The organism is Leisingera sp. ANG49 (assembly GCF_059694505.1).
Map to the genome: position 1 here is coordinate 241,960 of NZ_JCATZN010000003.1, position 26,192 is coordinate 268,151.

Consider the following 26,192-nt stretch of genomic DNA (forward strand, 5'->3'; position numbering starts at 1 on the left):
CAGACGGCCTGGCTGTCTCGTCCTGTTCCTGAAGCCATCACAAAGGAACAGAAAATGACCCAACGCCTCGACTACTTTGCCATCGCCCCTGAGCTGTTTCAGCCTATGCTGGAGCAGGAAAAGCTGTTCAAGGACAGTACCTTGGAGCACAGTCTGGTGGAGCTGGTGAAACTGCGTGCCTCCCAGATCAACGGCTGCGCATTCTGCATCCATATGCACAGCCACGACCTGCGCTCTCATGGCGAAAGCGAGGACCGGATGCAGCTGCTGAACGCCTGGCGCGAGTCCTCGCTGTACTCAAACCGGGAGCGCGCGGCGCTGGCCTGGACCGAGGCGCTGACGCGGGTGGAAACAACCGGTGCACCGGATGCGGACTATGAGGCAGTCACCCGGCTGTTCTCCCCGCGCGAACAGGTGATGCTGACACTTCTGATCAGCGCCATTAACGCCTGGAACCGCATTGCAATCGGTTTCCGCACCCCGCATCCTGCCGCTGAGGAGGCCAATGCCGCGTGACAGCTCAGCAGCACAGTGACGGAACCGACGCGTTCCTGACAGCGCGGCCGCGATTATTTGCGGCCGCCTACCGCATGCTGGGCACCGTCAGCGACGCCGAGGACATCCTGCAAGATGCGTTCCTGCGCTGGCAGGCGGCCCCGCGGTCGGAGGTACAAGACCCAACAGGTTATCTGATGCGGATCACCACCCGGCTGTGCCTGGACCAGCTGAAGTCCGCCCGCGTCCGGCGCGAAACCTACCCTGGCGAATGGCTGCCGGAGCCGCTTTTGACCGAAGACGCAACCGGGCAGTTGGACCACGACGTCTCGGTCGCCCTGCTGCTGGCTCTGGAAACCCTGTCGCCGCTGGAGCGTGCCGCCTTCTTGCTGCATGACATTTTCGACAGTTCTTACGACGACATTTCCGCAGCTCTGAACCGTTCACCCGCGGCTTGCCGCCAGCTGGCTGCCCGGGCGCGGCGCAAAGTGCAAAAGCTGCGGCCCCAGCCCCCTGCCGACCCGGATCGGTGCCGGGACCTGACCGAAGCCTTCTTCCGCGCTTCCAGAACCGGCGACACCGCTGCGCTGACGCAGCTTCTGGCGCAGGATGTGCAACTGATTTCGGACGGCGGCGGCAAAGCAATGGCGGCGCTCAACCCGATCTACGGTCGGCAAAAGGTCCTGCGGCTTCTGGAAGGTGTAGCCCGCAAATTCGGCAACACCATTCCAACCCGGTGGCGGTTTTGCCGCCTGAACGGCCTGCCAGCAATTTTAAACCTGGCCGAGGACGGGATCCTGCAGGCAACGTCGCTGGAGATGGCAGATGGCCGGATCACGCGGATCTACGTCACACGCAATCCCGACAAGACCCGGCATCTGGCAGAGGCGCTGAAGTAAGCTGGCGCACTTTATGCCTGCACGACACGACAAGGGCGACTCCGCATTGGAGCCGCCCTCGCCGTTTTGATGCTGCGGGTATCGATTACAGCAGGCCTGCGTGGAGCATAGCTGCGTCAATCGCTGCCTTGGAGCTGTCTTCGAGTGTGGTCAGCGGAGAGCGTACCTCTTCACTGCACATGCCGAGCTTCGACAGGCCGTATTTTGCGCCTGCAAGGCCGGGCTCGATGAAGATCGCTTCATGCAGCGGCATCAGCCTATCCTGATACTCCAGCGCCTTGGCGTAATCACCTGCCAGGGTCGCGGCCTGGAACTCGGCGCAAAGCCTCGGTGCGACGTTGGCGGTCACAGAGATGCAGCCGACACCGCCGTGCGCGTTGAAGCCCAGCGCGGTTGCATCCTCTCCGGACAGCTGCAAGAAATCCTTGCCGCAGGATGCGCGCTGCTGGCTGACCCGGGCCAGATCGCCGGTGGCGTCCTTCACCCCGATAATACTTGGCAGCTTGGCCAGCTCGCCCATGGTCTCAGGTGTCATGTCGACAACCGAACGGCCGGGAATGTTGTAGATGATGATCGGGATCTCGGCGCAGTCATGAGCAGCCTGGAAGTGCTGCACCATGCCGCGCTGGGTCGGCTTGTTGTAATAGGGGGTCACAACCAGCGCCGCATCGGCCCCGACTTTCTTAGCAAACTCGACGAATCGAATCATCTCGACGGTGTTGTTGGAGCCTGCGCCCGCGATAACCGGCACCCGGCCGGCTGCTGCTTTGACCGTTTCCGCGATGACCAGTTCATGTTCTTCGTGGGTCAGGGTCGGGCTTTCACCGGTGGTGCCGACCGGCACCAGACCGGTCGAGCCTTCGGCAATCTGCCATTCCACCAGACGTTTGAGCGCATCCAGATCCAGCTCGCCGTTCGAAAACGGGGTAACGAGTGCTGGCATAGAGCCTTTGAACATGGGCACGCTCCCTTCGCTGCAGGTGCAGGCGGCAATCCGCCGCCGTCAAGATACGGAATGCCGGTGATTTGAGTTGATACCGGCACGCCAATGAGTAACGTTCAAGCCTCTATCCCCGGACCGTTGGAAAATGCAAGAGATGACACGCATCCTGGCCCTTATTCTGCTGATTGCGGCGGCTCTGCCCGGGATGCCCGCCCACGCCCGTGATCTGGGCAAGGCGCTGGAACTGATGCGGGCCGAAAAGTGGGACGATGCCGCTCGCGAGGCGGGCAAGCAGCAAAGCGTGGCGCGCGATATCATTGAATGGCACCGTTTGCGGGCCGGACTGGGCTCTGCCGGTGATGTGATGGCCTTTCTGCAGCGGCGCCCGGACTGGCCAGGGCTGGGCTATCTGCGCCGCCAGAACGAGGACGCCATTGCCGCAACCGGACGCGAGACAATTCTCGCCTTTTACGGCAAAGACCGTCCGCAAACGGCCGAAGGCGCGTTGAGCCTGGGCAAAGCGCTGATTGCTGACGGACGGCGCGGCGATGGCGAAGCAGAGATCGTTTGGGCCTGGCGCACCATGGCAATGGGCAGCGCCATTCAGGACGCCTACACGCGCGATTTCGCCAAACTCCTGAAACCGCACCACACCGCCCGGCTGGACCGGCTGTTGTGGGAGGACCACCTGGTCAGTTCCAAGCGGATGCTGCCGCTGGTGCCCGAAGGCGAGCGCAGGCTGGCCGAAGCGCGTATCGCCCTGAAGGAGCGCGCGCCGGGGGTGGATGCGCGCATCGAGGCGGTTCCGGACCGGCTGAAGGACTCCGCCGGCCTTGCCTATGACCGGTTTGCCTGGCGCGACCGCAAGAGGCTGCAGGACAGTGCCATCGAGATGATGATGGACCGCAGTACCAGCGCCGACAAACTGGGCGAGCCCGGAAGATGGCTGCGCCGCCGCCTCGATCTGGCCCGCCAAGTGATGCGCGACGGCGATCATGAGCGCGCTTACCAGCTGGCGGCCTATCACTTCTCCTCTCCCGAGGACGGCTACGGCTACTCCGACTGCGAATGGCTGGCAGGGTACATCGCGCTGCAGAAACTGCGCGATCCGGAACTGGCCGTAGTGCATTTCCAGCGTTTCCTGGCCTCGGTCGAAACCCCGATCTCGATCGGCCGCGGCGGTTACTGGCTGGGCCGGGCTTATGCCGCGATGGGCGAGGCAGACAAGGCGCACGAGGCCTACGCCAAGGGTGCGGAATACCAGACCTCCTTTTATGGGCTGCTGGCCGCCGAAAAACTGGGGCGCCCCTTTGATCCGGCACTGGTAAAACCCGCCCCTCTGCCGGACTGGCGCGAAGCGGCCTTCATGGAGTCCTCTGTGACGGAGGCAGGGCTAATGCTGCTGGAAGCCGGCGATCTGGCGCTGGCGGAGCGTTTCCTCACCCATCTGGTGGAAACCCTGCCGCCGGTGCAGGCGCGCCAGCTCGGGAAAATGGCGGTGGAATTGGACCAGCCGCATCTGGCAGTGATGATCGCCAAACGCGCAGCCCGCGGAGGGGTGGAGCTGGAAGGCGCCTACTACCCGCTGCACGCGGTTGCCAAGCACCAGCTGCCGATGGCCGAGGAGATGACCCTGGCCATTGCCCGGCGCGAAAGCGAGTTTGATCCTGCAGTCATCAGCCACGCAGGTGCGCGCGGGTTGATGCAGGTAATGCCGGCAACAGCTAAGCTGGTGGCAACAGAACTGGGGATCCTGGCGAACCACAACACCTCCCGCCTGACGGCGGAGTGGGACTACAACGCCAAGCTGGGCGCCAATTACCTGGCTGGCCTGGCCGGCAAGTTCCGCGGCAACGTGGTAATGATGGCGGCAGGCTACAACGCCGGCCCGCACCGCCCTGCATCCTGGATGGAACGCTATGGCGACCCGCGGGATGGCAGTCCAGACATCGTCGATTGGATCGAGCACATTCCGTTTAACGAGACTCGCAACTACGTAATGCGCGTGACCGAAAGCCTGCCGGTTTACCGCGCCCGGCTTGGGAAGGCGCCGCTGCCGGTCCCGTTCTCAAAGGAGCTGATGGGCTCAACGCTTCACGCGTTCGCGCCATAGTGTGAACAATCCTGCCGCGATGATGATGCCCGCACCGATGGCGACGTTGGTGCGGATCACCTCGCTGAACACCGCCATGCCCAGCATCGCCGCCCAGATCAGGTGGAAATAGGCAAAGGGCTGCACCGCGCTGGCCTCGGCCATCTCGTAACATTTGATCAGCAACCAGTGGCCGGTCACGCCCGAGACGCACAAAAGGGCCATCCAGAACCAGTCCCGCTGGCTCATCGGCTCCCAGAACCAGATGCCGATGGCGGTCATGAAGACCATACCGGCAACCCCGGTCCAGAAGAAGCTGGTGGCGGTGCTATCCTTGCGCGCGGCGTAGCGCGTCACCAGCCCGTAGACGGCAAACATCAGCGCCGAGATGAACGGGATCACTGCCGCCGGATTGAACACGCCCATACCCGGCTGCAGGATAATCAGCACACCGATCAGGCCGACGCCAATCGCCGCCCAACGCCGCCAGCCGACGCTTTCGCCCAGCACCGGGCCGCTCAGCGCCGCCACCAGCAGCGGATAACAGATAAACACCGCCTGGCTCTCGATCAGGCCCAGCACAGTGAAACCATAAACTGCCACGCAGATCTCCCCGACCAGCAGCACACCGCGGAAGATCTGCAGCCACAGCTGATCGGTGCGCGCGGCCTCCTTTATCCCGCCCGGCGCCCGCGCCGCCAGGTACATCACAAAGGCCGCAAAGAACCAGTAGCGCACCATCACGACCATGTAGGTGTTGTAGGTGCCCGCCAGATGGCGCGAGATACCGTCCTGCAGCGCAAAGACGATGGTCGCGCCGATCATCAGCAGGATGCCTAACGGCACGTTGTTCTGCTGCACCCGGGGCTGGGGCAGGCTCTTGGCCTGTGGAACCATGCTCATCGCAGTACCGCCTTTGTCATATGCCGCTTGCGCCCGTAGCCGGGAATGCGGGTCACTTCGAATCCTGCCGCCTCCAGCCCGCGGCGCACGAACCCCGCCGCGGTATAGGTCGCAGCCGTTCCGCCCGGCGCTGTGTGCGCGGCCACCTGGGCCATCAGGGCCTCCTCCCACAGTTCGGGATTCTTGGCCGGCGAAAACCCGTCCAGAAACCAGGCATCCGCCTGCCCTGTCCACTCAGGCAGCGACATCCGCGCGTCGCCCTGGATCACCTCCAGTTGCAGACTGCCCAGGTCGCAAGCCCCGGTGCCCTGCCACTTGGCCAGAAACCGCTCCGCCCAAGGGGCAACGGCCGGAAAAGCTTCCAGAGCCTTGGCCATGTCGGCGGGCGCCATCGGAAAAGCCTCGAAACTGGTGAACCGCAAGGCCCCCTCCTGCCCCGCCGCCTCCCAAGCGCGCCAGGCTGCCAGCATGTTCAGACCAGTGCCAAAGCCCAGCTCGGCAATCCGGAACCCCGGCGCAAACCGGTCCGGCAGGCCGTTGCCCGCCAGGAATACATGCTCCGTTTCCGCCAGTCCGTCCTGGATCGAGAAATAGGGATCGTCGAACTGATCCGACACCGGAACGGTGCCATCACGCCAGCTGAGGCGGGCCTGCTGGTCTGCCATGCTATAATCCCCTAAGTGGTTGCCCGGAACGGCGCGACACTGGCGAAAGGAATACCAAATGGCAATGGCAGATGTAACGGTGCGCGGGGCGGGTATTTTCGGCCTCTCGATCGCTTGGCTCTGCGCCCGGTACGGTGCAAATGTGCAGGTGGTCGACCCGTTCGGCGCAGGTGCAGGCTCCAGCGGCGGCCTGGTCGGCGCCCTGGCCCCGCATGTGCCGGAGAACTGGAACGCCAAGAAGCAGTTCCAGCTCGAAAGCCTGCTAATGGCCGAAAGCTTCTGGGAGGATGTCGAGACAACTGGCGGCGTCTCCCCCGGTTACGGCCGCACCGGACGGCTGCAGCCAATTAACGACGAGCGCACTCTGCAGCTCGCCCGCCTGCGCGAGCAAACCGCCCGCGAGTTCTGGAAGGGCGAGGCCGAATGGCGCGTCTGCGAAGCTGCTTCCTTGGGTCCCTGGGTGCCACCCAGCACCACCGGCTATGTCATCCACGACACCCTCAGCGCCCGTATGCATCCCCGCCAGGCCTGCGCGGCGCTGGTTTCCGCCCTCGCTGTGATGGGGGTCGAGGTGCAGCCGGAGGCGGCCGATCAGGGCAAGGTGGTCCACGCCAAGGGTTACGCGGGTCTGCTGGAGCTGAACGAAGCTTTCGGCAAGTCCGTAGGCGGCGGCGTCAAGGGTCAGGCTGCGCTCCTGCGCTTTCACGAGGGCGAGGTGCCGCAGCTTTACGCCGACGGCCTGCACATCATCCCGCACGCAGACGGCACCCTCGCCATCGGCTCCACCTCCGAGCGCGAGTTCGACGACGGCAAGGCCACCGACGCTCAGCTTGACGATGTGATCGAGCGCGCCCGCGCCGCGGTGCCGGTGCTGCACGGGGCTGAGGTGATCGAACGCTGGGCCGGCGTACGGCCCCGCGCCAAGTCCCGCGCCCCGATGCTGGGCGCATGGCCCGGCCGCGACGGCCACTACATCGCAAATGGCGGCTTCAAGATCGGCTTTGGCATGGCTCCCAAAGCGGCCCATGTGATGGCGGACCTGCTTCTCGAAGACAACGATACCATCCCGCAAGGCTTCCACGTGGAGGACAACCTCTGACCCGCCCCTCTTCCGCCCTTTGGCGGGTCAACGACGGCGCAGCCGCCGCGCGGCACGCGCGGTACTCACTTGAGGCGTCAAAGTGCGCCTTGCAATCGAATACGTGCTTTGAAGGGCAAACCTGCTCTTCAAGCGCTTTTCAGCCGCCGCGCCGCGCAGCGGCGCCACGCCCAAGCCCCTAATCTGCCCTCTCAGGGCAGCTTGCGGCGCGGGTGCCCCTCGTTTCAGCTTTTGGGAACCGCCGCTGCACTCATGCACTGGCGCCCGTCCGGCCCGCGCACCCACAGGTCCTGGCCCTTGCGGCACAGAGTAGCGCTCTCGAAATGCATCAGCGGCGAGGACGCCCGGAAAGAAAACTCGGCCAGCGGCCCCACAAGCTCCTCCGCCAGCAGCATCAGATGCTGTGCCAGCAAGGGGCCGTGCACCACCAGCCCTTCGTACCCCTCAACATCGCGCGCGTAGTCCAGGTCATAATGGATCCGGTGCCCGTTGAAGGTCAGCGCCGAGTAGCGGAACAGCAGGGTCGAGCTGAACGACTCCTCCCGCGCTTCCGTCTCATCGGTCCGCGCCACCGGCGGCACCGGTTTCGGTGCGGCGGGGTCCGGGTCTTCGCGGTAGACCAGGTCATGCCATTCGGTGAGGCAGAGCCTCCCCTCCTGGCGGATCTCATGGCGCAGCGTCACCAGCCCCAAGGGTCCGGTCCTGCCGGTCTTCCGCTCTGCTTTTTCCAGCACCGAAGACTTCTCTGCAGCAATCCCGGCCCGCAAAGGCGCCTCGAACCGCAGCCGCCCGCCGGCCCACATCCGGCGCGGCAGGCCCATATCCGGGATCAACCCGGCACCGCCCACCCTGGGGTGGCCGTCGCGGCCCAGCCCCTCCGGCGGCAGCGGGGTCCAGAAGTAGAGCTGGTGAAAAAACGGCGGCAGCACGCTGCCCGCCTCAATGTCCGGAACCCGCCCCAGCGCCGCCTGAAAGGCAGCCGCCCTGGCCGGGTCCATCATGTCTGTCAGATGCTGTGCGGGGGCGGCGGTGTCGCTGGTCATGCCGCCACCTTAGCCGCGTCACGCCGCTAGGCAAGTTCAGCGGCCGATTTCGGCGCGCAGTTTCTGCATCAGCTTTGACAGAGTGGCCTCATAATGGTCACTGGTCAGCCGTCCGCGTTCGCCGAACTCCTTGCTGGAGCCAGCCAGATGCACCTCCGGCCCGGTGATCAGCCGCGGCTGGAACGGCACCAGGAAACCCCGAAGGATCATCTGCGCCCGTTCCCCTCCGGCGCGGCCAGCCGCTGCTGACATCACTGCCACAGGCTTGTCCGCCCAGGGGCTCCCTTCGGTGCGGCTCACCCAATCAAACGCGTTCTTCAGCACCCCCGACGGCCCCTTGTTGTATTCCGGGGTGGAGATCGCGATAGCATCCGCTGCCGCAATCTGATCCGCCAGCGCCTGGACAGCAGGCGGAATGCCCTCTGCCGCCTCGACATCACCATCGTAAAGCGGCAGGTTCAGATCCGCCTCAACCACCGACGCGGGCCCGAACACCCGGGCCGCCTCGGCCAGAAGCTTGCGGTTGGTCGCCTCACGGCGCAGCGAGCCAGAGATTGTCAGCAGGACAGGGTCAGCCATGGGAAGTTCCTTCGGTTCGCGTCGGTTTTGCACCCATCATGTAGGAGGCTGCACCCAGCATGAAACAGCCTTGCCCGCGCAGTCCATGTGCAGCGTTGCGTAAAGCTGCTGCAACCGTAATGGAAACAGCCCGCCCCCTTGAGGGACGGGCTGCACATTCTGCCGTCAGGTATCGGATCAGGCCGCCTGCGGAATCACCACTACCTCGACGCGGCGATTGCGGGCCTTGCCCTCCGGCGTCAGGTTGGAGGCTACCGGCTGCTCTTCGCCGCGGCCAATAATGCGCATGCGGTGGTAAGGCACACCGCCGGCTGCGATTTCGCTGGCTACGGCATTGGCGCGGCGCTCTGACAGACCCTGATTGTAACCCGCATCACCGTCACTGTCGGTATGGCCGATCACCTGGATCGTGCTGTTGGGGTAGCGCACCAGGCTGTTCGCCACCCGGCGCAGATCGCCCTGCACCGCCGGCGACACTGCAGCGCTGTCGGTGGCAAAGGTCAGGTCGTTCGGGAAGGACAGGATCAGCCGGTCGCCGGTGTTGACGATGGTGATATCGTCATTTGACAGGTTCTGGCGCAGCTCGCGCTCCTGGGCATCCAGCTGGTTGCCGATCACACTGCCTGCAGTCGCACCGACCAGCGCGCCGGTCACGGCACCCAGGCCACGGTCCGAGTCATTTGCGATTGCGCCAACACCCGCACCGATGATGCCGCCCAGAACCGCGCCCTTTTGCGTATTGCTGCCCGGTGTGCCGATGGTTGCAGGATCGGTACAGGCGCCAAGAGCCAGGGTTGCGGCGACAATACTAGCCGTGGTGAGTTTCATCTGCATCATAAAATTGCCTTCTGCTTTCTAAGCTCCGGGCGGCGCCCGGCAGTCCGCTCGAATATCGGGATGCCGCACCGCGTTCTCAAGGCAAGAGTTTTCCGTTTCGGCGGAATACCGCGCAAAATCCACTCAAAACAGGGGGGCTTAGGGGGCAAAAGCAAAGTCCCAGCCTTCCTGTTCCATCCACAGCTTTCGCAAGGCCCCGGCCTCGGCTGCAAAATCCGTCTCCAACAGATCCGCTGCCAGCATCCTGTCGGTACGGAAATGGCGGAACCCGCCGCGCAGCTCGCACCAGGCAGCCAGCATGGTACACTCGATGTGATATATCAGAGCCAGCGGCCGCAAAGTGCGGCAGCTTTCGCCGCGCTCAGGACTGAAGTAGGTCAGATGCAGTTTCCGGCTTTCCCTCACTGCCTGGCGCAACAGCGCCTTGGACACGCAGCCCTGCTCCGGATCATCCAGCGGCGCCCCCCAAGGGGCAACCTGCAGCCAGTCGGCAGTGGCATGTACATCTTTGATCTTGTGGCTCACCCGCTCCGCAGCCTTCTGCAAAGCGCCGTCACCGGTGCGCATCAGCATCGCCAGGCCTACATGCAGCGCTTCCAGCTCCTCCTCGTCGAAATTCAGCGGCGGCAGGTCGTAACCCTTCCGCAGCATGTAGCCGATCCCGGCCTCACCCTCCACCGGCGTACGCATCGCCTGCAATGCAGCGATGTCCCGGTAGATGGTGCGTTTGGAAACTTCGAGTTTATTCGCGAGATCCTCTGCCCGCACCGGAGCGGAAGCTGATCGCAGGATCTGGATGATTTCAAACAAGCGGCCGGTGCGGGGCATGAGCAGGCTCCAGTGACAGTCTGCTGACACCCTAGCACATGCCACTGACAACAGCCTGTCAGCAGTGCTCTGTTTTTATGATCTCCGCAAATAAGGAGAACACAGATGCTGAGTTATGACTGGTTTGTGCTGATCACCCTGGGGCTGGACCGCTGGGAAGGCCAGCGACGCCCCCTGGCCCCGCATGAAGTCGAGCGCGAGGAAGCGCGCAGGCGGCACGACGCGCAACAGGCGGCCAAGCCCGCCCGCCCCGGCCTGCTGCAGCGCCTGTTCAGCCGGCGGCGCGCACTTCATGCATCGCGTGGTCCTCGTCCCGCGCGGCCTCATAGGCAAGCATCGCGCGTTTGACCGGCAGCCCCCAGTGGTAACCGCCCAGGGCGCCGGACTTGCGCAGAGCACGGTGGCAGGGGATCAGCCAGCTGACCGGGTTGCGCCCGACCGCTGTGCCTACCGCCCGCACGGCCTTGGGCACGCCGATCGCCTGGGCCAGTTCGGAATATGTTGTGACATGGCCCGAAGGGATGCGCAGCAGCGCCTCCCAAACCTTAATCTGCAGCGGGGCGCCGATCATGTGCAGCGCGGTTTCGCCCTTCTGGGCAAAAGCCGCCTCTGCCAGGGGACGGAGCGCTTCGGCGTCCTCAATGAATTCCGCTTGCGGCCAGCGTGAACGCATGTCTTCCATGGCGGCCTCGGCACCGGTTTCGGCAGCAAAGCCAAGCCCGCATATGCCTTTCTCCGTCCCCATCACCAAGGCCAGTCCAAACGGGCTGTCGAACCAGCCCCAGAAAATCCGCAGGCCATCCCCCCTGCGGGCATATTCTCCGGGGCTCATCGCCTCCCACCGAAGAAACAGGTCGTGCAGCCGGCCGGAACCGGACAGTCCCACCGCATGCGAAGCCTCCAGCGTGGTGAACCGTTCGCGCAGCAACGCTTTGGCATGGCCCAGCCGCAGATACTGCTGGTATCGCTTCGGCGACACCCCGACCCACGCCGAGAACAGCCGCTGGAAATGCGCCGGGCTCATGTCCATACGGGCCGCCAGTTGCTCCAGCGTCAGATCCTCGCCGCCATCGTCGATCAGCTCAATCGCCCGCCGCATGACGCCGTAGTGATAAGAATTTTCCCGCGCTTCGATATTCATCGTCTTGTCCTTCGAATGTCTTGATCGCCAAGCTAGCGCGCAGCGGCCGGCCAATCGACCCGGAACTTGCGAAATCCTTTTTGGCGCGCAATAGCTTGGGAAACGGAGGCCAGGCCATGATCATAGCAGTGCTGGACCACGCGGGAAATCTCTTGCGGGATGATGCCTCCAAGGCCATCTTTCCCTGGTGGAGCTTTACCAAGCCGGTCATTGCTGCGCTTGTCTTGCGGGCCGCTGAAAAGGGATTGCTGGATCTTGATGCCAGGCTGCCGGACTGGCCTTTCACCACACGGCAATTGCTGCAACACCGTGCGGGATTGCGGGACTACGGCCCTTTGCCTGCCTACAAAACTGCTGTTGCCCAGGGCATACCGCCCTGGCCTCCCAGCCGGATGCTGGCCGAAGCGAAAGCCAAGGAACTTGCCTATCCACCCGGCCAGGGCTGGCTTTATTCCAACATTGGCTTCCTGCTGCTTAGGCTTGAACTGGAAAAGCTGCATGGCTGCGGGCTTGGACAAATCCTGCGGCGGGATATCCTGCAACCGCTTGGCCTGAGCGCGCGGCTGGCAGAAACGCCCGAAGATTTCAACGCCTTGCATTGGGATGCAAAGGGGTATCACCCCGGCTGGGTCTATCACGGCTGCCTGATGGGAACCGCCGCTGATGCCGCCCGCCTTCTGCATGGGCTTCTGACCGGATCCATTCTCACCCACGCGGCCCGCGCTTCCTTGCTGCACCAGCAGATGCAGGCAGGCCCGATACCGGGTCGGGTTTGGAAGGAAACCGGATACGGGCTTGGAATAATGAACGGAACGGCAGAGGGTGCGGGCCGGCTTATCGGCCACACCGGCTGCGGCCCGTTCTGCGCCAATCTGGTTGCCCGGTTCCCGGATCTGCCGGGGCAGCCCATTGCGGCAGCCTTCGTTCACGGCGGCAATGAAACGCCCGCCGAGTTCGCTGCTGTCCGGGCAGCGCTGGAGGCCGTTGGGTCTCCTTCGGAAAACGCCGGTTTACCGGGTTCTCAAATATAAATTAAATTGCGCTTTAAGGTCCGCTCTGTACATATGGCGCGCGATGGCAAAGCAACTCGATTATCATACGCTCCGCGAAATCTTCACGCGGTTCCAGGCAGCTGAGCCCGAACCCAAGGGCGAGCTGGAACATGTCAATGCCTACACGCTGGTGGTGGCGGTCGCGCTGTCGGCGCAGGCAACCGATGCCGGTGTCAACAAGGCGACCCGTGAACTGTTCAAGATCGCCGACACCCCGCAGAAGATGCTGGACTTGGGCGAGGAACGCCTGATCGAGCATATCAAGACCATCGGCCTCTACCGCAACAAGGCCAAGAACGTGATCAAGCTGTCCAGGATCCTGGTGGAGGACTACGGCGGCGAGGTCCCGAATTCCCGCGCTGCGCTGCAATCGCTGCCCGGCGTCGGCCGCAAAACCGCCAACGTGGTGCTGAACATGTGGTGGAAACAACCCGCACAGGCAGTGGACACTCACATCTTCCGCGTCGGCAACCGCTCAGGCATCGCACCGGGCAAGGACGTGGACGCGGTTGAGCGCGCGATCGAGGACAACATCCCTGCGGATTTCCAACAGCACGCCCATCACTGGCTGATCCTGCACGGGCGCTACCACTGCAAGGCGCGCAAGCCGATGTGCGGCAGCTGCCTGATCCGCGACCTCTGCATGTTCGAAGACAAGAACCTGTAAACTTTGGGCCGGCATAGTCGGCAAAACTGAAATCGCTTCGGATTTCCCGAGGAGGGACCATGACCAAAACCTACCAGCTCGTCGGTATCGGCAACGCCGTCGTTGATGTGATCGCGCAATGCGAGGACAGCTTTCTGGCCGAACAGGGCATCGAAAAAGGCATCATGCAACTGATTGAGCGCGACCGCTGCGAGGATCTCTATGCGGCGATGGGAAACCGGGTAATGACACCGGGCGGCTCGGTCGCCAACACCATCGCCGGCGCTGGTGCGCTTGGGCTGGAGGCCGCCTTCATCGGCCGGGTCCATGACGACGACTTGGGGAGGTTTTACGCGGACGCAATGAACAACGAGGGCGTCGGTTTCGTGAATCCGCCGGTTGCGGATGGCGAGCTGCCCACCTCGCGGTCGATGATCTTTGTCTCGCCGGACGGCGAACGGTCGATGAACACCTACTTGGGCATTTCCTCCGAGCTGAGCTCTGATGACGTGCCGCAAGACGTTGCAGGCAACGCGCAGATCATGTTCCTGGAGGGCTACCTGTTCGACAAGGACAAGGGCAAGACCGCTTTTCTGGAGGCCGCCCGCGACTGCCGCGAGGGCGGCGGCAAGGTCGGCATCTCGATCTCTGACCCGTTCTGCGTCGAGCGCCACCGCGCCGACTTCCTGACACTGATCGGCGAAGAGCTGGATTTCATGATCGGCAATCAGGATGAAATTCGCGCGTTGTTCGAGACAGATGACCTGGAAGAGGCCATGGCCAAGACCGCTGCGATCTGCCCGCTGGTGGTCTGCACCCGCTCCGGCGACGGGGTCACGGTGCTGAACGACGGCGTGCGCGTCGACGTTCCGGTCGAAACAATTACTCCTGTCGACGCCACCGGGGCCGGCGACCAGTTCGCGGCCGGCTTCCTGTTCGGCCTGGCCACCGGCCGCAGCATGGAAATCTGCGCCCGCATAGGCTGCATCTGCGCAGGCGAGGTGATCCGCCATATCGGCCCGCGCCCGGAAACAAACGTGCGTCACCTGCTGGAAGAGGCCGGGCTGGTCTAAGTCAGCAGCGCTCTCCCGTCCGCCGGAACCGCTCCTGACGGTGAGTTTCCGCCCGTTGGGAGTGGCGTGGAGCGGCTTTGCCGCCCCGCGCAATCCAGCCCCTGGCCTCAGCTGTCAGCCGCCGTCAGAGCCTCGCCTAGAAGCGCCGTAAACGTTTCCACGTCCTGCGGGCTCATGCCCTCAAGCAGCCGCGCCTGGGTCTGCACATGCGCAGTCACAGCCCGGTCGATCAGCGCAAACCCCTCCTCCGTCAGCCCCACCAGGAAACTGCGGCTGTCTTCCGGGTTCACCGTGCGCTTGACGAGCCCGTCCGCCTCCAGCCGGTCGATGCGGTTGGTCATGGTGCCGGAGGCCACCATTGTCGCCTTCAGCAGATCGCCCGGCGACAGCGTGTAAGGTGGCCCGGACCGGCGCAAGGTTGCCAGCACATCAAACTTGGCCGCATTCAGCCCGAATTCCGCAAATGTCTTATGCATTTCGCGCTGATAGGCCAGATACAGCCGTGCCACCCGGCCGATCACGCCCATGGCCGTCACATCCAGTTCCGGCCGCTCCTGCCCCCATTGCTGGGTGATAAAATCCACATGGTCCATGCAACCGGTTTAGGCATTTACATCTTGACGTCAAGATAAAATCCATTATCTCGACATCAAGATAAGGAGAACCACATGCCGATCCAGACCCTTCTGCTGACCGCGCTGGCCCCTGCCATCTGGGGCAGCAGCTACATCGTGACGACAACTTTCCTGCCCGGCCACTCGCCGCTGGTGGTGGCGCTGCTGCGGGCATTGCCCGCAGGCCTGCTGCTGCTGGTGCTGGTGCGCCAGTTGCCGCCGCTCAACTGGCTGCCGAAGCTGCTGGTGCTGGGCGCTTTGAACTTCTCGCTGTTCTGGGTGCTCCTGTTCCTGTCAGCCTACCGCCTGCCTGGCGGCGTCGCGGCAACCCTTGGGGCTGTGCAACCGCTGATCGTGGTGTTCATGTCCGCCCTGCTGCTGCAGACGCAGATCCGCGCCGTGGCCGTTGCCGCCGCGCTTCTAAGCATGGCAGGTGTTGCCTTGCTGGTGCTGACCCCGGCCGCCAAGCTGGACACGCTGGGCGTCTTGGCCGGGCTTGGCGGCGCCCTGTCGATGGCTGCAGGCGTTGTGCTGACCCGCAAGTGGCAGCCACAGGTGCTTCCCCTCACCTTTACCGCCTGGCAGCTGACCGCCGGCGGGCTGCTGCTGTTGCCTGTCGCGCTGTGGATGGTGCCGGAAATGCCGGCCTTCACGGCCGCCAATGTTCTGGGCCTTGCCTACATGAGCCTGATTGGCGGCGCGCTGACCTATATCCTGTGGTTCCGAGGCCTTGCCCAAATCGACCCGTCGCAAGTTTCGCTGCTCGGAGTGCTCAGCCCGCTGTCCGCTGTGATCCTGGGCTGGCTGCTGTTGGGCGAAACCCTGACGCCCGACCAGATGCTGGGCGCGCTGCTGGCCCTTTTCAGCTTGTGGCTCGGCCAGTCCCGGCTGCGGTTGCGCGCAAAACGCACCTCAGCCCCGGCAGAGTAACCCCGTCACCGCGGCATGGATGGATCGCAAGCCTTGCCGCGGTGGCAGTTCAGCACCTGTTTCCGCACGTCCGCTGTGTCGTCAAACGCAAACCCGCCGCAAGCATTGGCCCGGATAACCAGCTCTTTGCCGCGCTGCTCGGCAAAGAACACATAATCTGGACCGGGCGTTATCCCACCGCACCAGGGGCCAAGGCATTCCACTTCCAGCACTGCTGGCACATTGACCCGGCCCGAGAAATACTTGTCTTCCAGCACCTTGCCCGTCAGCTGCGCCGGGATGCGGGTAAGCGGCGGCGTATCGATGGGATTGTCTGAATGCGACTGCGGCAACAGGGTTTTGTCAAACCGCAACTCGCCTGCGATGACGTTATACACGCTCTCCGACTTCGCAGCATGCAAATATGCATCCGCGGGTCCCCATGGCAGGCAGCTGAGGGCTGCGGCAGGGCTTGCAGCAGTAATTACAAGACACGCGGCCAGGGCGGCACCGGTTCCAGCTGTTTGAAAGCGGTTTTTCAATCCCATCTCATAAATACTCCCGGAACTCTGCCACCACTCGCGCATAAACCTCGCGTTTGAAGGGGACGATCTTCTCCACCAGGCTCTCCACCGGCTGCCAGCACCAGGCGGAGAACTCCGGATGATCCGTCTCGATATTGACCTGATCATCCGTCCCCAGAAACCGCATCAGATACCACTTCTGCTCCTGCCCGCGGTATTTGCCGCCCCAGAAGCTGGGAACCACGTCATGCGGCAGGTCATAAGGCAGCCAGCCGTCGCTCTCGGCGATGATCTCGACCAGATCGGGTGCCACACCGGTTTCTTCCTCCAGCTCGCGCAGCGCCGCAATCCGCGGGTCCTCGCCCGCGTCGATCCCGCCCTGCGGCATCTGCCAGGCATCCTTGTAGCGGTCCTTGCGCTGCCCAACGAACACCGCGCCCTCGGCATTGATCAGCATCACCCCCACATTCGGGCGGTAGGGCAGCTTGGCAATATCTTCCGGCGTCATCCGGCTCTCCTCACTAAACGCTGGCATAACCTTAGACCGCTTGCCGCAGGGGCACGCAAGGGGGTGACGCGGCGTTTGCCCGTGACAAGCCGCCCGCGCCCCGTGATCCTAGGCGGCAACTGCCAGGGAGAGTTTTAGATGACTGCGTACCCCAACCTGCTTGCCCCGCTGGATCTGGGCTTTACCACGCTGAAGAACCGGGTGCTGATGGGTTCGATGCACACCGGGCTGGAGGAAACCGGCGACTGGAACCGTGTGGCGGAATTCTATACCGCCCGCGCCCGCGGCGGCGTTGCGCTGATGGTGACCGGCGGGATCGGCCCTAACCTGGAAGGCTCGGTGCTGCCCGGCGCCTCGATGATGACCTCGGCCAAGGACGTGGAAAACCACCGCGTGGTGACAGACCGGGTGCATGAGGCCGGCGGCAGGATCGCCATGCAGATCCTGCATGCGGGCCGATACGCCTACGGCCCGAAATGCGTCGCCCCCAGCCCGGTGAAGTCGCCGATCTCCCCTTTCCCGCCGAATGAGCTGGACGAGGACGGCATAGAAAAGCAGATCGCCGACATCGTGAACGCCGCCCGGCTGGCACAGGAGGCAGGCTATGACGGCGTCGAGATCATGGGGAGCGAGGGCTACTTCCTCAACCAGTTCCTGGTCACCCACACCAACAAGCGCACCGACCGCTGGGGCGGCTCCTATGAAAACCGGATGCGGCTGCCCATCGAAGTGGTGCGCCGCACCCGCGAGGCCGTGGGCCGCGATTTCATCATCATCTACCGCCTGTCGATGATCGACCTGGTGCCGGAGGGCTCTACCCACGACGAAGTTGTGCAGCTGGCGCAGGAGATCGAAAAGGCCGGCGCCACAATTCTCAACACCGGTATAGGCTGGCACGAGGCCCGCATTCCGACCATCGCCACCAGCGTTCCGCGCGCGGCCTTTGCTTGGGTGACGAAAAAGCTGATGGGCAAGGTCGGCATTCCGGTGATCACCTCCAACCGCATCAACACGCCGGAAGTGGCCGAAGAGGTGCTAGCGGACGGTTGCGCCGACATGGTGTCGATGGCGCGGCCGATGCTGGCGGATGCCGATTTTTTCGCCAAGGCCGAAGCGGGTCAGGCGGATCAGATCGCCCCCTGCATCGCCTGCAACCAGGCCTGCCTTGACCACACCTTCAGCGGCAAGCTGACGTCCTGCCTGGTCAACCCGCGCGCCTGCCACGAGACCGAACTGGTGATCGAACCGGCTGCGTCTGCCAAGACCGTTGCCATCGTCGGCGCTGGCCCTGCAGGCCTTGCCACCGCGCTCACCGCCGCCCAGCGCGGCCATCGGGTGACGCTGTTTGACCGTGCAGACGAGATCGGCGGCCAGCTCAACATGGCCAAGCAAGTGCCGGGCAAGGAGGAGTTCTGGGGCCTTGTGGACTGGTACCGGGTGATGGTGGCCGACGCCGGCATCGCTCTGGAACTTGGCCGTGAGGTTTCCGCGGATGATTTGACCGGCTTCGACGAGGTGGTGATTGCCACCGGCGTGCTGCCGCGCGACCCTGAAATCCCCGGTCAGGACCGGGGCAACGTGCTGAGCTACATCGACGTGCTGCGCCACAAGAAGCCGGTGGGCCAGCGCGTCGCCGTGGTCGGCGCCGGCGGCATCGGCTTTGACGTCTCCGAATACCTTCTGGAAGAAGGCCACAGCCCGGCCACCGACTTGCCCGCCTGGATGAAGGAATGGGGTGTGGCCGACCCGGCTGAGCACCGCGCGGGCCTGGCGCCCGAGGGCCCCCAGCCCGCGGCCCCTGCCCGCCAGGTGACCCTGCTGCAGCGCAAGGCCGAACGCCACGGCAAGCGGCTGGGCAAGACCACCGGCTGGATCCACCGGGCAACGCTCAAGATGAAGGAGGTGGAATTCGTCGGCGGCGTCAACTACGAGCGGATCGACGAAGAGGGCCTGCATGTGAGCTTTGGGGAAACCCGCGAAAACCCGCGGGTGATTCCGGCGGATACCATCGTTCTATGCGCAGGCCAGGTTTCCGAGCGGTCCTTGGCCGACCAGCTGGCCGAGCGCGGCATCACTGCCCATGTGATCGGCGGCGCCGATGTGGCTGCAGAACTGGACGCCAAGCGCGCCATCAACCAGGGCACCCGGCTGGCCGCCAGCCTGTGACACCAAAGAAGACCTCCCGCCTGCAGCCGCCCTTAAGGGACGAGGCCCGTGCGGCCTCAGCCATGCACAGCAACGCTGTCCGCCGGGGCCTCCGCCCGCGCCTCCATCCCGTAGTCGCGGATCACCCCCGCAACCCTCAGACGGTAGTCCGCGAAGTATCCGCCGCGCCCCTTGGCTTGCGCCGCCCGGTGCGCCGGAAGCTGGCGCCAGGCGGCCAAGGCTGCCTCACTTTGCCAGAACGACAGCGACAGCAGCTTGCCCGGCGTTGTCAGGCTTTGGAAGCGTTCGACCGAGATGAACCCTTCGATCCCCTCGAACAGCGGCCGCAGTCCGGCGGCATGTTCCAGGTAGGTGTCCTTCATGCCCTCAGCAGGCTCCACTTCAAAGATGACAGCAATCATGCAGGTCTTCTCCTATCTCACACCATGCGGCGCCGAAGCCAGCTTCAGCCAGGTCCGGTCCTCGCGCAGCAAAAACCGTTCCTTTTGCGCGAACTCGTAATTCTCGCGCCCCAATGGGTCGGCCGCCAGCCGCGCCCGGTAGGCTTCGTACTCCGCCAGGCTGTTCACGTTATAAATGCCGTACGCCAGCGTAGAGGACCCCTCGTGCGGCGCAAAATAGCCGACCAGGTCCGCGCCGCAGCGCGGGATCGCCTGACCCCAGTTGCTGGCGTATTGTTCGAACTGCGCCTTCTTGGCGGGGTCGATGCGGTAGCGGATTATGCAGGTCAGCATGGCAGGTCCTTCGAATGTTCAGGACCTCCTGCCTAGCCTGCATGATCCGGCGGATGCTTCGCCGCACGCCGAAGTATCACTCCACGTTGATGGTGATCACCTCAGACACCACCGGTGAGTCATGCGGCACATGGCTGGTGTCGCCCAGCACCAGCTGCAGCGTGTGGCGGCCCGGCGACAGTTCGATGGTGGCCTCCGTCTGACCGCCGCCGAAATGCACATGGTGCTCATCCGCTGGCAAGCCGTACAGCAATTCGTCAGCACCGTCCTCGCCCTCCCCGATGGCCGGGCGGTCAATCAGCAGGTGGTGATGGCCGGTATGCTCTTTTTCTGTGCCCGCTGGCGCGACCCCCATGCCCGAGAGGCCGAACACAACTGTCACTGGCGAGGTGACGGTTGCGCCATCCTTCAGGTTAACGAAATACACCTTCGCATCCGGGTGCGACGGTGTCCGCTCCTGCGCCCCAAGCGGTGCGGCCAGGCACAGGGCGGCGGCAGCAGCCAACAGAATTTTCATACCGGATCCTCCAGCAAATTGTTCAACAAACAGAATAAAGCTAGGAGCAGCGCCAGCGGCGGCAATCCCTGCGGTGACGGCACATGCACAATTTTGCGTCACCTTCACCGAAAGCCAGGACCCAGTTCCGCGTTCCGCTTGCCTGCGGCGTCATGCGGCGGCAGTGTCGCACCCGAACCGCAAGGCGAGGGCAATCGTGGTATTTGCAGTTATTCTGATGGGCCTGACTCCCAGTTTCCTGATGGTTGCTCTTGGCGGCCTGGTCCGCGGACGGCTGTCGCCGCAGGCATGGCAAGGCCTCGACAGGCTGAATTTCGAAGTGCTGTTTCCCGCGCTGCTGTTCTTTGCCGCCAGCGGCCGCCCAATCGCCATTGCCGACCTCGGCCGTATTGGCCCCGCGGTCTGGAGCATCCTGGCCCTGGCGCTTGGCCTCGGCTTTCTGGCGCGCAGGTTCGGGCCCGGGAAGTTTCTCGACTTCGCCGGCGCCTGGCAGACCGCCTGGCGCTTCAATACCGCCATTGCCTTTGTCGCCCTGCCCTCGACCGGCAAGGAGCTGACCGGCCAGATGGCGGTTGCCATCGGCATGGCCGTGCCGGTGGCCAATGTCATGGCCGTCACCGCGCTGTCACGCGGCGGCAGCCTCTCGCTGCGTGAAACAGCGGTGAAGATCGCGCTCAATCCTTTCCTGCTGGCCTCGGTCGCAGGTGTTGCAGTGGGGCTTTCGGGCTACAAGATTCCTGCGCCGATCCTGGCACCTGCCGAGATGCTGGCCCATGCAGCGATCCCAATTGCGCTTCTCTCCATCGGCGCCACTATGAACTGGCGGGCGCTGGCGCGGCTCGACCTGTTCAACGGTTATCTTTGCCTGGTCCGGCTTGTTCTGGTGCCTGCCATTGTGCTGGCCGCTTGCCTGCTGCTGGAAAGCGATCCCGGCTTTGCCGCGGTGCTGGTGCTGTTTGCCGCCCTGCCCACAGCCTCCGCGGCGCATGTGCTCGCCTCTGCCTTTGGCGCCGACCGCACGCTGGCTGCCACACTTATAGCGCAATCCACCCTGCTCAGCGCGGCGACCCTGCCCCTGTGGATCCTGACGATCAGGCTCGTGATTTAAGAAATCATTAACCTTCCCGCATTCGGCAGCCCTCTTCAGCTCCAGCCGTTTCCACAGCGCAAACGATCCCGGCGAAACCTCGCAATTATCCCACCTCCGCCCCGTTCTTGCCCGATTTCCCCGGCAGCTTCAGGGCAACACGGCTTTACTAGGATGGGTGAATATGGACCGACTGATGGAAATGGAGGCCTTTGCCAATGTGGTGGACCAGGGCGGCTTCACCGATGCGGCACGCAAGATGGGGATTTCCAAATCGGCCGTCTCCAAACATGTCTCCAGCCTGGAGGCCCGCCTGGGTGCAAGACTGCTGAACCGCACCACCCGCCGGGTCTCCCCGACCGAGATCGGCCTGGCCTATTACGATCGCGCCCGCCGGGTGCTGAATGATGCAGGCGAGGCGGACGCGCTGGTCACCTCGATGCAGTCAGCACCTTCGGGTCTATTGCGGATCTCTGTCGCCACCGATTTCGGCGTGAACCACCTGTCGCCGGTGCTGTCGGACTTTCTGCGCGACTTCCCGGATATCACAGTCAACATGGTGCTGAACAACCGCTATGTGGAACTGATCTCCGAGGGCTTCGACATGGCCGTACGGATCGGCGAGCTGGAAGACAGCTCCCTGCGCGCCCGCAAGCTGACCGAGACCACCAAACGGATGATCGCCTCACCGGAATACCTGGAGAAATACGGCCGTCCGCAGAAGATCGACGAGCTGAACATCCACAAACTGCTGCACTACTCCAGCCAGTCCAGCGGCAACGTCTGGAAGATCACCGCGCCGTCAGGCGAAAAACGCCAGGTGCGCACCTCCGGCTGGCTGTCGGTCAATGACGGCCAGTCTCTACTGAATGCGGCCATCTCCGGTCTCGGCATCGCCTACCTGCCCAGCTACCTTTACTCTGAGGCCATGGAGGAAGGGCTGGTCGAGGATGTGATGCCCAGCCTGCCGGTGGAAACCCAGGGCATCTATGCCGTCTACCCGCCTGGCAAGTTCACCCAGCCCAAGGTGCGGGCCTTCATCGACTTCCTGGTGGCGGCCTTTGCCGACCGCGACCCGTCCGAATGGAAAACCTGAACCGGTTCAACGGAAAACCGGGCCAAGACATCCCTCGAAGACCTGCCCCCGCGCCACTCGCGGGGGCTTTTTTTGAAACCTGCAACGGCGGGTGCCAAAAGCGGATGGGAAGGCTCCCGCACGTCCCGAGCCAATCACAGATTGACCCGCACCCGTTGGGCCAGGCGCCGCTACGCGGCGCACGCCGTGCTCAGGCACGGTGCCGGGCCCAAGACTTTCGGCGGCATCTGTGATGCCGCGGCCAAGGTGCGGGAGCCCCCGGACGGCTGCTAACCCCAGGTTCAGTTTTTGTAATGCGGCGCTTCGGCATCCAGACGGCGGCGGATGGCGTGCCACTCCAGCTCGCCTTCATAGCCGTACCAATCACTTGCCGCCATGTCGCGCAAGTGCCGCTTCTGCTCTCTCTCCGGGATGGTGCGGACCTCGACGCCCGGACAGGCTGCCGCCTTCTGCACCTCCAGCTGCACCGCGCAGGCCTGATCCAGGTAAAAGGAGCGGAAGAATGCTTCCCCCGCTGTCGCCCCGAACACAAAGGCACCATGCCATGCCTCGACCACCGCCTTCTTGCCGCGGCCAGCATCCAGCAGCCCGGTCAGGAAATCCTCGGTGCACTCGAACTCATAGTCGGTGTAGCCCAGCACATCGCCGCCGCCGATCATCAGATAGGCCTGGCTGTAGGGGCCTACCCCGCCTGCCTGGGCAGACACCCCCATGATCGCCTTGGTATGGATATGCATGATGCAGTTTTTCTCCGGCTCCGCCTCGAAGAACAGCTTGCCGATCTCGGTGGCCGAGGGATTCGGCTCGCCGTTTTCCGGATTGTGGTTCATCCGGTCGAAGCCAACCTTGATCAGGTTCGACGCGGTCACCTCCTCATGCATCCAGCCATAGTGATGAGTGATCAGAGCGTCCTCTCCGGGCACCCGGATCGCGTGCCACTGGTTGGTCTGATCGGTCAGCCGGTATTTCACAAGCGCGTTGTAGATCGCGGCCAGCTCGCAGCGGGCCTCCCATTCGGCGTCCGAGCAACTCGCCGGGCGGCCCTGCAGCGGGGTCGGGGTCATGACGGTCATTGGCGTCTCCTTTCCTGTGACTGGAAAACCCTAGCTGCTGGAAACCTGCGTCATTTGCATGGAAACACCCGATTCTTGTATATAACTTCCTGGCATGCCGAAGGTGAGCTTCATCCTGTTTCCTGAGTTCCAGATGCTGGCCTATGTGCTGGCCGCTGAAACCCTGCGCATTGCCAACAAGAATGCCGGGCGCCCGCTGTACACATGGGAGACGCTCAGCGTCACCCAGGCGCAGGTGCCTGCCTCCAGCGGACGGCTGGCCGCGCCGGACCGCAGCGGCTGGGACCTCGGCGAACCGCCCGATCTGGTGCTGCTTTGCGCCGGCTACGATCCCTTGCGTCACCTGCCGCAGGGGCTACGCGCCTATATTGCACGGGCCGGGAGCGCTGGCGCCACGCTGGGCGGCATTGACACCGGCACCGTGGTGCTGGCCCAACTGGGCTATCTGGACGGGCATGAAGCGGTACTGCACCACGAAGCCGAGGCGGGCTTTCGCGAGCGCTGGCCCGATATTGCCGTCAGCGACCGGATCTACTGTTTCGGCCGCCGCAGGCTGACCGCCGTGGGCGGCACCGCCACGGGCGACGCAATGCTGGCCTGGGTTTCCGCCACCGGCCCGGACGGGCTGGCGGCCGCCACCTCGGAGGACATGGCACATGGCTCCATCCGTCCGCCGGAGGTGCGCCAGCGGCTGCAGCCCTCAGCCGACCCGGTGCTGGGGAAGATGCAGCAGGTGATGCTGAACAACTTGCAAGACCCCCTGGCGCTGCCAGACATTGCCAGGCGCCTCGGCCTCAGCCTGAAAGCGTTGCGCCTGCGCTGCAAACGCGGGCTGGGCATGACACCCCAGGAGACCTATCTGCAGATACGCCTTCAGCGGGCCCGCGAACTGCTTCTCAGCACCGTCATGCCGGTCACTGAGGTGGCACTGGCCACCGGATTTGCCTCGCTGCCGGGGTTCTCCCGCCAGTTCAAAGCTATGTACCAGCGCAGCCCGCGCGATATGCGCCGTGGCTGAGAGCCTGCCGGGCGAATCCTCACCGAAGGCATCCCCCTCCTCACAGGCACAGGGAAACTCCACCACGCCCGTTAGGTCAGGAGATTTGGCAGCACCAAGGCACCAGCAGGGGCGGGAAGGTTCGATTGTATTTTTTTGCCCGCTGTCAGTTGGCGAGCAGCACCGCCTCGACCCGCCGGTTGGCCTCTCTGCCTTCCGGGTTCAGGTTGCTGGCAATCGGCGCCAGAAACCCGGCGCCCGCAGTATCGATGCGCGCCTCGTCGGCCGCGTAGGCCTCTACCAGCCGTTCCTTAACCGATTGCGCCCGGCGTTCGGAAATATCCGCGTTCTGCGCCTGCGATCCCACCAGGTCGGTATGGCCCACCAGCAGCAGCCGGTACTGCGGATTGGCGGCCATATACGCTGCCAGCTCCCCTAGGCTGCCGTAACGCCCTTCGCGAAGCCGGGTGGAGCCGCTGTCAAAAACCAGATCAGTCAGCACTGCATGGCCGCGCACTTCCAGCACCTTGGCCAGTTCAACCGGCCGCCCCGGGTCCGTCGTCTCCTGTACGGGGTCTGCCTGCGCCTGAACAACAGGTTTTACCATGGCTGGCGCTGTATCCGGCGGCCGAACGCTTATCACCTGTATAAAGGCCGCCCCGCCTGCCCGCGACACCAGGACAGAGACCGCCTCTCTCCCCCTGGCTGCAGACAGGAAGTGATAGCGGGAGATATCCACCATCATGTCCGGCGTGGGCACCACCTCGATCCCGAACCGGAAACCGAAGCCGCCGCAATCGCGCGCCGCGCAGTCCAGCCGCACCTCGTAGCCCTGCTCCACCAGCTGGTCCCGCAGGGGCGCCAGGATTTGCAGCACCGTGCTCTGCCCGTCCGCCCGCCAGGTGCGGCGGGTGATCTGCCCCTCGAACCGCTCTGACGGAACCTTGTCCGCGTCTTCCGGACCAATGGGCAGCTGATACACGCCGAGCGCTGTCGCCCGCTCGGAAATCGCAGTTGCACTGGCCGGCAGGGTGAGCTCCGCTGCACTCAGCATCCCAGACAGGAACACCGCCGCAGCCGCTGCAATCAGAGGTCTTAACGGCACTGGCTGTGATATTCCGGGTTGGGCACCATGGCGGTGGCGCTGGCCACCCGGTTCGACATGTTGAAGAAACCGGCGACATTGGCGATGTCCCAGATGTCCCGGTCGCTAAAACCTGCATCGCGCAAAGCTTGCCGGTCGGCCTCTTCAATCTCCGCGCTCGCCGTGGTCATCCTGGCCGCAAAATCCAGCATCGCCCGCTGCCGCGCATCCAGCGGCGCCACCCGGTAGTTCATCACCAGCATCTCGCCCAGCTGCGGATCGCCGGACAGCTGCCGCACCGCGGCGCCATGGGCCACCAGGCAATAAAAACAACGGTTGATCGAGGAAACCACCACGGCGATCATCTCCCGCTCCAGCTTGCTGAGACCGCTGTCCGCCAGCATCAGGTCATTGTACATCGCCGTGAAGGCATTGAGCTTGTCGATGTCAAAGGCATTTGCCTTCAGCACATTCGGCACAAAGCCCAGTTTCTCGACACAGATATCGAAGTACTTCTGCGTTTCCGGCGGCAGCGGATCCACCATCGGCAGGTCGAGGGCTGTGGGCTGGGTCTGGTCACTCATCGCG

At 63.9% G+C, this 26,192-nt stretch carries 29 protein-coding genes; 12 read left to right on the forward strand and 17 right to left on the reverse strand.

The window, feature by feature from the left end:
* Nucleotides 1-54 precede the first annotated feature (54 nt).
* Nucleotides 55-516 (forward strand): carboxymuconolactone decarboxylase family protein, encoded by a 462-nt coding sequence (locus AC58NV_RS11535; RefSeq protein WP_497227258.1) that lies wholly within the window; start codon nt 55-57, stop codon nt 514-516.
* Nucleotides 513-1,394: a sigma-70 family RNA polymerase sigma factor gene (locus tag AC58NV_RS11540; RefSeq protein ID WP_497227259.1), complete on the forward strand. Its 882-nt coding sequence runs from the start codon at nt 513-515 to the stop codon at nt 1,392-1,394. Before AC58NV_RS11535 ends, AC58NV_RS11540 begins: the two co-directional genes overlap by 4 nt.
* Before the next feature lie 85 nt (nt 1,395-1,479).
* Here the strand turns inward: AC58NV_RS11540 and dapA are convergent, their stop codons facing one another.
* On the reverse strand, nt 1,480-2,352 hold the full coding sequence (gene dapA, locus AC58NV_RS11545) for a 4-hydroxy-tetrahydrodipicolinate synthase (protein ID WP_497227260.1): 873 nt from the start codon (nt 2,350-2,352) through the stop codon (nt 1,480-1,482).
* Nucleotides 2,353-2,491: 139 nt separating this feature from the next.
* On the opposite strand from dapA, the gene AC58NV_RS11550 reads away from it, so the two are divergent.
* The gene (locus AC58NV_RS11550) at nt 2,492-4,450 is read left to right on the forward strand and encodes a lytic transglycosylase domain-containing protein (protein ID WP_497227261.1); all 1,959 of its coding nucleotides are present in this window, start codon (nt 2,492-2,494) and stop codon (nt 4,448-4,450) included.
* On the opposite strand, the gene AC58NV_RS11555 is transcribed toward AC58NV_RS11550, so the two are convergent.
* Together AC58NV_RS11555 and mnmC2 are read right to left on the reverse strand one after the other, a co-directional pair.
* On the reverse strand, nt 4,424-5,332 hold the full coding sequence (locus AC58NV_RS11555; RefSeq protein ID WP_497227262.1) for a DMT family transporter: 909 nt from the start codon (nt 5,330-5,332) through the stop codon (nt 4,424-4,426). The two genes, AC58NV_RS11550 and AC58NV_RS11555, sit on opposite strands and share 27 nt — an antisense overlap.
* On the reverse strand, nt 5,329-5,997 hold the full coding sequence (gene mnmC2, locus AC58NV_RS11560; protein WP_497227263.1) for a tRNA (5-methylaminomethyl-2-thiouridine)(34)-methyltransferase MnmC2: 669 nt from the start codon (nt 5,995-5,997) through the stop codon (nt 5,329-5,331). Before mnmC2 ends, AC58NV_RS11555 begins: the two co-directional genes overlap by 4 nt.
* 58 nt (nt 5,998-6,055) lie before the next feature.
* Between mnmC2 and AC58NV_RS11565 the strand changes: the two genes are divergently transcribed.
* Nucleotides 6,056-7,096, forward strand: coding sequence for an NAD(P)/FAD-dependent oxidoreductase (locus AC58NV_RS11565; protein WP_497227264.1), 1,041 nt, complete (start codon nt 6,056-6,058; stop codon nt 7,094-7,096).
* A gap of 224 nt (nt 7,097-7,320) precedes the next feature.
* Here AC58NV_RS11565 and AC58NV_RS11570 read toward each other — a convergent pair whose 3' ends face one another.
* From AC58NV_RS11570 to AC58NV_RS11590, 5 genes are all read right to left on the reverse strand, one after another.
* Nucleotides 7,321-8,139, reverse strand: coding sequence for an HTD2 family dehydratase (locus tag AC58NV_RS11570; RefSeq protein WP_497227265.1), 819 nt, complete (start codon nt 8,137-8,139; stop codon nt 7,321-7,323).
* A gap of 36 nt (nt 8,140-8,175) precedes the next feature.
* Nucleotides 8,176-8,718, reverse strand: coding sequence for an NADPH-dependent FMN reductase (locus tag AC58NV_RS11575; protein ID WP_497227266.1), 543 nt, complete (start codon nt 8,716-8,718; stop codon nt 8,176-8,178).
* A gap of 177 nt (nt 8,719-8,895) precedes the next feature.
* Nucleotides 8,896-9,555: a YiaD family glycine zipper/OmpA-like lipoprotein gene (locus AC58NV_RS11580; RefSeq protein ID WP_497227267.1), complete on the reverse strand. Its 660-nt coding sequence runs from the start codon at nt 9,553-9,555 to the stop codon at nt 8,896-8,898.
* A 138-nt stretch (nt 9,556-9,693) separates the two neighbouring features.
* The gene (locus tag AC58NV_RS11585; RefSeq protein ID WP_497227268.1) at nt 9,694-10,383 is read right to left on the reverse strand and encodes a helix-turn-helix transcriptional regulator; all 690 of its coding nucleotides are present in this window, start codon (nt 10,381-10,383) and stop codon (nt 9,694-9,696) included.
* A 271-nt stretch (nt 10,384-10,654) separates the two neighbouring features.
* Nucleotides 10,655-11,524 (reverse strand): methylated-DNA--[protein]-cysteine S-methyltransferase, encoded by an 870-nt coding sequence (locus AC58NV_RS11590; protein WP_497227269.1) that lies wholly within the window; start codon nt 11,522-11,524, stop codon nt 10,655-10,657.
* A gap of 116 nt (nt 11,525-11,640) precedes the next feature.
* On the opposite strand from AC58NV_RS11590, the gene AC58NV_RS11595 reads away from it, so the two are divergent.
* The 3 genes from AC58NV_RS11595 to AC58NV_RS11605 are packed head-to-tail and all read left to right on the forward strand — an operon-like array spanning nt 11,641 to nt 14,295.
* The gene (locus AC58NV_RS11595; RefSeq protein ID WP_497227270.1) at nt 11,641-12,555 is read left to right on the forward strand and encodes a serine hydrolase domain-containing protein; all 915 of its coding nucleotides are present in this window, start codon (nt 11,641-11,643) and stop codon (nt 12,553-12,555) included.
* A gap of 43 nt (nt 12,556-12,598) precedes the next feature.
* The gene (nth, locus tag AC58NV_RS11600; protein WP_497227271.1) at nt 12,599-13,243 is read left to right on the forward strand and encodes an endonuclease III; all 645 of its coding nucleotides are present in this window, start codon (nt 12,599-12,601) and stop codon (nt 13,241-13,243) included.
* Between the two features lie 59 nt (nt 13,244-13,302).
* The gene (locus tag AC58NV_RS11605) at nt 13,303-14,295 is read left to right on the forward strand and encodes an adenosine kinase (RefSeq protein ID WP_497227272.1); all 993 of its coding nucleotides are present in this window, start codon (nt 13,303-13,305) and stop codon (nt 14,293-14,295) included.
* A 107-nt stretch (nt 14,296-14,402) separates the two neighbouring features.
* Here the strand turns inward: AC58NV_RS11605 and AC58NV_RS11610 are convergent, their stop codons facing one another.
* A complete protein-coding gene (locus AC58NV_RS11610; protein ID WP_497227273.1) occupies nt 14,403-14,888 on the reverse strand; it encodes a MarR family winged helix-turn-helix transcriptional regulator in 486 nt (161 codons plus the stop codon).
* Nucleotides 14,889-14,963: 75 nt separating this feature from the next.
* Between AC58NV_RS11610 and AC58NV_RS11615 the strand changes: the two genes are divergently transcribed.
* The gene (locus AC58NV_RS11615) at nt 14,964-15,839 is read left to right on the forward strand and encodes an EamA family transporter (protein ID WP_497227274.1); all 876 of its coding nucleotides are present in this window, start codon (nt 14,964-14,966) and stop codon (nt 15,837-15,839) included.
* A 5-nt stretch (nt 15,840-15,844) separates the two neighbouring features.
* On the opposite strand, the gene AC58NV_RS11620 is transcribed toward AC58NV_RS11615, so the two are convergent.
* Together AC58NV_RS11620 and AC58NV_RS11625 are read right to left on the reverse strand one after the other, a co-directional pair.
* Nucleotides 15,845-16,366, reverse strand: coding sequence for a hypothetical protein (locus AC58NV_RS11620; protein WP_497227275.1), 522 nt, complete (start codon nt 16,364-16,366; stop codon nt 15,845-15,847).
* Nucleotide 16,367: 1 nt separating this feature from the next.
* On the reverse strand, nt 16,368-16,850 hold the full coding sequence (locus AC58NV_RS11625) for an RNA pyrophosphohydrolase (RefSeq protein WP_497227276.1): 483 nt from the start codon (nt 16,848-16,850) through the stop codon (nt 16,368-16,370).
* 138 nt (nt 16,851-16,988) lie between these two features.
* On the opposite strand from AC58NV_RS11625, the gene AC58NV_RS11630 reads away from it, so the two are divergent.
* Nucleotides 16,989-19,016 (forward strand): FAD-dependent oxidoreductase, encoded by a 2,028-nt coding sequence (locus tag AC58NV_RS11630; protein ID WP_497227277.1) that lies wholly within the window; start codon nt 16,989-16,991, stop codon nt 19,014-19,016.
* 56 nt (nt 19,017-19,072) lie between these two features.
* Here the strand turns inward: AC58NV_RS11630 and AC58NV_RS11635 are convergent, their stop codons facing one another.
* The 3 genes from AC58NV_RS11635 to AC58NV_RS11645 form a co-directional block, all read right to left on the reverse strand.
* The gene (locus tag AC58NV_RS11635) at nt 19,073-19,417 is read right to left on the reverse strand and encodes an antibiotic biosynthesis monooxygenase family protein (protein ID WP_497227278.1); all 345 of its coding nucleotides are present in this window, start codon (nt 19,415-19,417) and stop codon (nt 19,073-19,075) included.
* 12 nt (nt 19,418-19,429) lie between these two features.
* Complete coding sequence (locus AC58NV_RS11640; protein ID WP_497227279.1) at nt 19,430-19,750, reverse strand: NIPSNAP family protein; 321 nt, start codon at nt 19,748-19,750, stop codon at nt 19,430-19,432.
* A 76-nt stretch (nt 19,751-19,826) separates the two neighbouring features.
* Nucleotides 19,827-20,267 carry a DUF4399 domain-containing protein gene (locus tag AC58NV_RS11645; protein WP_497227280.1) on the reverse strand — a complete coding sequence of 147 codons (441 nt, stop codon included), beginning with the start codon at nt 20,265-20,267 and terminating at the stop codon, nt 19,827-19,829.
* A gap of 196 nt (nt 20,268-20,463) precedes the next feature.
* Between AC58NV_RS11645 and AC58NV_RS11650 the strand changes: the two genes are divergently transcribed.
* Together AC58NV_RS11650 and AC58NV_RS11655 are read left to right on the forward strand one after the other, a co-directional pair.
* Nucleotides 20,464-21,375 (forward strand): AEC family transporter, encoded by a 912-nt coding sequence (locus tag AC58NV_RS11650; RefSeq protein ID WP_497227281.1) that lies wholly within the window; start codon nt 20,464-20,466, stop codon nt 21,373-21,375.
* Nucleotides 21,376-21,538: 163 nt separating this feature from the next.
* Nucleotides 21,539-22,450 carry a LysR family transcriptional regulator gene (locus tag AC58NV_RS11655; protein WP_497227282.1) on the forward strand — a complete coding sequence of 304 codons (912 nt, stop codon included), beginning with the start codon at nt 21,539-21,541 and terminating at the stop codon, nt 22,448-22,450.
* A gap of 281 nt (nt 22,451-22,731) precedes the next feature.
* Here AC58NV_RS11655 and AC58NV_RS11660 read toward each other — a convergent pair whose 3' ends face one another.
* Nucleotides 22,732-23,523 (reverse strand): class II aldolase/adducin family protein, encoded by a 792-nt coding sequence (locus AC58NV_RS11660; RefSeq protein WP_497227283.1) that lies wholly within the window; start codon nt 23,521-23,523, stop codon nt 22,732-22,734.
* 94 nt (nt 23,524-23,617) lie between these two features.
* On the opposite strand from AC58NV_RS11660, the gene AC58NV_RS11665 reads away from it, so the two are divergent.
* Complete coding sequence (locus AC58NV_RS11665; RefSeq protein ID WP_497227284.1) at nt 23,618-24,541, forward strand: GlxA family transcriptional regulator; 924 nt, start codon at nt 23,618-23,620, stop codon at nt 24,539-24,541.
* 145 nt (nt 24,542-24,686) lie between these two features.
* On the opposite strand, the gene AC58NV_RS11670 is transcribed toward AC58NV_RS11665, so the two are convergent.
* Together AC58NV_RS11670 and AC58NV_RS11675 are read right to left on the reverse strand one after the other, a co-directional pair.
* The gene (locus AC58NV_RS11670; protein WP_497227285.1) at nt 24,687-25,625 is read right to left on the reverse strand and encodes an OmpA family protein; all 939 of its coding nucleotides are present in this window, start codon (nt 25,623-25,625) and stop codon (nt 24,687-24,689) included.
* Complete coding sequence (locus AC58NV_RS11675; protein WP_366660587.1) at nt 25,616-26,188, reverse strand: peroxidase-related enzyme; 573 nt, start codon at nt 26,186-26,188, stop codon at nt 25,616-25,618. The genes AC58NV_RS11670 and AC58NV_RS11675 overlap by 10 nt, the downstream gene beginning before the upstream one ends.
* Nucleotides 26,189-26,192 lie beyond the last annotated feature (4 nt).